The sequence below is a fragment of the Candidatus Paceibacterota bacterium genome, from assembly GCA_028714275.1.
Lineage (GTDB): Bacteria > Patescibacteriota > Minisyncoccia > Phycocordibacterales > CAINVO01 > CAINVO01.
Genome location: JAQTMP010000048.1, coordinates 1 through 5,033, shown reverse-complemented (window position 1 = coordinate 5,033; position 5,033 = coordinate 1). Strand labels below are relative to the sequence as shown.

5 protein-coding genes are annotated in these 5,033 nt (G+C 58.8%); all 5 read left to right on the top strand.

From position 1 onward, the window contains the following. Positions 1–156: 156 nt before the first annotated feature. Entirely contained in the window at positions 157–639 is a 483-nt protein-coding gene (locus tag PHF79_03825; protein MDD5318910.1) for a GspH/FimT family pseudopilin, read from the top strand. Positions 640–686: 47 nt separating this feature from the next. Further along, entirely contained in the window at positions 687–1,136 is a 450-nt protein-coding gene (locus tag PHF79_03820) for a pilus assembly protein PilV (GenBank protein MDD5318909.1), read from the top strand. A 1-nt stretch (position 1,137) separates the two neighbouring features. After that, positions 1,138–2,469 carry a PilW family protein gene (locus PHF79_03815; GenBank protein MDD5318908.1) on the top strand — a complete coding sequence of 444 codons (1,332 nt, stop codon included), beginning with the start codon at positions 1,138–1,140 and terminating at the stop codon, positions 2,467–2,469. Further along, entirely contained in the window at positions 2,457–3,005 is a 549-nt protein-coding gene (locus PHF79_03810) for a hypothetical protein (protein MDD5318907.1), read from the top strand. The genes PHF79_03815 and PHF79_03810 overlap by 13 nt, the downstream gene beginning before the upstream one ends. 5 nt (positions 3,006–3,010) lie before the next feature. Then, positions 3,011–5,033: hypothetical protein (locus PHF79_03805; protein ID MDD5318906.1), on the top strand; the 2,023-nt coding region annotated here is incomplete at its 3' end.

Sequence of the window (5,033 nt, the reverse complement as noted above, 5' to 3'; positions counted from 1 at the left end):
TCGCACCCAGCTACGCCATCGACCAGGACGGCAATAAATACACCACCAGCGTGCCCGCATCAGGCTGGGTCATGCCACCCGGAACCAGTTCCCCGCCTTTGCCCGCTGGAACCACATCGAATGGCTGGGCGCGCGATCAATCCGGAAACACCTGACATGTCCCTCATCAAGTCACGTCAGACGGGCTTCACCCTCATCGAAATGATGGTGACCATCGCCATCGCCGCCCTCCTCGGCCTGATGGTCGTGCCCAATCTGGTGAGCATGGTCGATTCCGGCAAAACCTCGGTGCTGGTCAACAAGTTTCCACAAGACGTGGCCTGGGCGCGCAATCAGGCGGTGACCACGCAGCAGCCGGTCACCATCACCCTTGGGGCAAACAACACCTGCACCTGGAGCACTAGTGTGGGCGGAACGGTGATTGCGGAGCACTCAATGTCACCAACCCAAATCGCCAACAGCTACCCGGGCATTACCTGCAGCATCACCGGCGGCAACACGCAGACGCTCACTTTCGATAGCCAAGGCTTCATCAACACCGCGCCCACCATCACCGTGACTGCTGCGCAAGGCCAGACCTGGACGCTGCAGGTACTCGCCTCGGGCAGTGTGATTCTCAACGCCAACACCGCATCATGACGCGCCTATTCACCTCCCCTGCCCGCGCCGCAATGCATCAGGCCGGGATGTCGCTCATCAGCGTGCTGGTCGCCATCGTCGTTTTCAGTTTAGGCATGCTCAGCATCGCCTCGCTTTACAGCCTGGCCGTACCTGCCGTCACCAGCAACCAATACGCCACCGACACCGCTGCCTTCGGCAACCAATTCTGGGCATTGGTGCAAGCCAACCCAGCGGTAGTCGGTCAATTGGCGGCAGGCACTTCTACCTACACATCGAGCACGTCGGGCTCTGCCCCGCCAGCGTTACAGCCCTTTCTCGCCAATGTATTCAGCAATCCCGCAACCATGCTGCCCAATGCCAAGGTCACCATCACCCCCGGCCCCGATGCGCAAGGCAACGCCTGCAGTGCCGCTTCCTGCGGCCTCGGTTTGCAAATCCAGTGGAGCAACGTCGGGGGCGCCAATAGCGGCAACGCCTTGCGCACACAGAACTACAACTTCCAGCTGGGGTTTTGACATGCGACACCTCTGCCAGCGTTCTACGGCCACACATCAGCGCGGCCTGAGCCTTGTCGAATTGATGATCGCCCTGGTGATCGGGCTGATTTTTTCCATCGCCATCCTGGTGGTGCAATCATCGCTGACCAAGCAGAACGTCCAGATGTCGGACGTCTCGCAGCGTGACGATCAGGCCCGCGCCGCGCTCAACCTCGTCACCCGCGACCTCAGCAATGCTGGCTTCATGCTGGGCGGCGTACAGCCCGCATGCAGTGCCACACTGGCCTACGACAACGCAGGGGCCATGCCCGGTGTGTTCAACCAGTACCCCGTGTCGGCCGTATCGCAAACCACATCCCCGGCGCTGCCCACGGCCAGCGCGCAGCCCGCGCTGGCACCCACCTCCTACACCGCCACACCCACAGACATGCTCAGCATTTACGTGGCAAAAAGCGGCGTGGCTCCGCAGCCAGCCGGCGCGGCGATGACCTTAATCAATAGCACCCTGGTGAATGCCGCCCCAAATAAGGGATCAACTAACAGTGGACCTGTCGTCACGACACAACTACCGCTGAACAGCGTCACCGGAATCAATGGCGGCATGGTGGGTTACTTGCGCTTTTTTCTGAGAAACGGCCAACAGGCCCCTCAATGGGTCTGCATCCGCGTGCCGATCGTGGGCGCTGCGAACACTCAGACACCAAATCCGATTAACAGCCTTGACCCAACCCTGTTTCCAAGCAACGGTTACAGCGGATTCAATTCCGCACTGCAATCAGAGAAATTCTTGGCCAATGGCGTCGATCTTTCCAACGCCTACTTTCCGGCGCCGACACGGTTTTATCTCCCCTTTCATGACCCGGCCAACAAAGATCGGATCTTGGTGGTGTATTACATCGCCCTGTCCAATCCAGGCGCTGCGCCGGGAACTGCGGGCAACTATCCCATGCTCATGCGAAGCGAAATCAACGCGCTTAATGACCAAATCATCACGCCCCCAACTCCCGTCGCCGCAGGTGTGGTGAGCCTGCAGATCTTGTTTGGCGTGGATGAAACCAACTCAGGCGCAATTACCAATTACCTGAACTGGAGTGACGTGGTGAGCAATCACTTCACGGGCAGCGTGCGTAGCGTGCTGTTTGGAATCATTTCCAAAACATTGCACAGCGACCCCAAGTACAACGCCCCCAGCGCAATCAACATCATGCCGACAACAGCAACTTTGCCAAGCACCGGGCCCGTGGCCTCTGACAGTTTCAAGCCTTATAACGTGCCCAGCGCATACGCAAATGATCGATTTTCCGTGCTGCAGTCGGAAGTTGCCGTGAGGAATCAAATATGGCCGCGCTGAAAGCGCCCTTGCAGCGCAAACCCCAGCGGTCCCCTGAGCAGCAAGGCTATGTGCTGCTGCTCACCCTCATCACCCTGCTCGTGCTCTTATTCGGCGTGTTGTTCACCATGCGCGGCGCGGCGCTGCAAACCGTGATGACTGGCAATACCGTGCAACGGCAAAAGGACGTACAGGCCAGCGACATTGCCCTGCGGGTGATTCAGCAAACGCTAACCAACGCCTCGAACAACGCGGGCGGTGTGGCTCTCGAATACATCTCACCGCAGCCCGCCTGGTTTTCCTCACCCTCAAACAGCACTGCAGCTTGGTGGCCAACCCCCAGTGCGACCTACTGGACGCAAGCGATCAACGCTGGAACCGCCTATTCGGTGCCCCTCCCGGCAGGAACGTCTGCTCATGCCTGGGCTCTTGTCGTGTCTGCCAATCTACCCCCAGACTCCGCAGGCTGCTCCTTCTACGACATCTTCATTCACACGATAGAAGCGAACAACGTCACCGCAGCCAACACCGAAGCCCTGTTCAAACTTTGCTCGTGAGCATCATGAAATCCCATATCCGTTCAGCAGTCTCTCTCTCGGTCTCTTTGGCACTGATGCTCTCGCCCTTTGCCACAGCACCTAGCGAGGCCCAAACGACCGGTACGCCTGACCGCCCGCAAATCGTCATCGCCATCGGCAACTCGCAGTCGATGGACGGCGACCTCAGCGGCGCCATCATGACCGGATCGGGCAATCTCTCCAGCGGCCTGACCAGCCTGTACAACAGCAGTTCGCCGGTCAACTACTCAGTGCCCTCCGGCTTCACACCGCCGATGACCCCGAGCCAGACCGCCTCGGCGCCCTATACCTACAACAACAACGGCACCCTGGTGGACAACGGCGCCAGCCGACTGAATGTGGCCAAGGCCGGTCTATCCTCGGTGCTCAGCCAGTATCTCCCCAGCATGGACTTTGCGCTGGAAGACTATTCAACCTCGGGGACGAGCCTTTACACCACTTGGGTGTATTACATGTCACCGAGCGGCGGTTTCACTTTCGCCAACAGTCTGCCGACCAACGGTTTCACCAGCTACGCGGCTTACCAGAGCTTTAATGCAGCGAATCCGAATGCCTCCCCCCCACCCACGCGCTGGGTCAATAACCCCTGTTACAAATACGGCAGCGCCTCGTCTTCGGTCAAGAGTTACTGCACTAGTTTGTCGAAATCCGGCTTGTATGGCAGCAGCGCGAGTTCCGCTGCCAGCACGCTGTCAGGCAATCAATACATGCAGATCGGCGCCTCTAGCGACGACCCGAACGTGAACGACGTGCTCTATTCGAATGGGAACTCAGGACTATTCGTGTCATACAACGGGCCCAATCCGGCGTCACCCTATCCACCAAATTTCAGCCTTAACGACTACGAAAACGGCTCGATTTACGTTTCCTACGCTAGCACTTCCCCCAAACAAGGCACATATGGCAACTTTGGCACCAGTCCGACAAATGCTGGCTATGTGCCGTACTCGCCTCAAGTGGTCTTTGCCCAGCGCGGCTTTGGCTACTACGTGCAAAGCCTCAACGCGACCGGCGGCAACCAGGTCGTTTCCATGACCAATCTGGGCACAAATCCCAGCACATCTGCAGTCAACACGGCACTGACGCCTTTCACCACAGCGTTAAAGCCAGAGACCAACAATTCATCGTCCAGCGAGATCAAGGCGCTGGCCTATCAGTCTCCGACGGCGGGGCTGGTGCAGGGCGCGGGCAATGTGTTGAGTAATCTCACCCCTTCTTGCGCAGGTCAATACGTCATTTTGGTGACGGATGGCCTGCCAACGATGGACTTGAACGGCAATAACTGGCCGCCGCTGGGCAGCGCTGCGGGACAGGGTTATGGGGTCAATGCCGCGTTCTATGGCATTGCAGGCGACTCCAACCACGGTATCAACGACGATAGCGGCAACGTTCCCAGCGGTCAGACCCAGGGTGGCTTGGACAGCAGCAAGACCAATGACCAAGCGCTGATCGACACCATCACCGCCATTCAGGCGCTGAACAAAAAGGGCATCAAGACCTATGTCGTCGGCCTTGGCGCGGGTGTGGACGCCAACGCGAATCCCGCAGCCAATTACGCCCTCAACGCCATGGCCATTGCCGGTGGCACGGGGACGGAATACCCGGCAAATAATGTGAGCGCATTCAACGCAGCTCTGGGAAGCATCGCCGCACAGATTTTCGGCACTATCAACGTATCCGCACCAGTGGCGCCGTCACGCCTGCCAGCTGGTGGGCTGATTTATACCGCGACCTCCAACAACAACTCAGGTGAGTTAGCCGGGCATGTTCAGGCTTTCCGCACCGTTGCTGCACCGACCACAGGCGCCAGTGCCCCCATCGGCACGGCAAGCGGCCCTGCGCTTTGGGACGTGGGCGATCCGCAATACGGACTCATGACGGCGGCGAATCGGCAGGCCAATCTGTATTCCACCGTGTCGGCAAATAGTGGAACGGCACGCTCTGTTGCGACTCTTGCACAAATGGGCGCAGCTTCAGGCACCTACTCTGACCAAGCGGCTTTCGGAT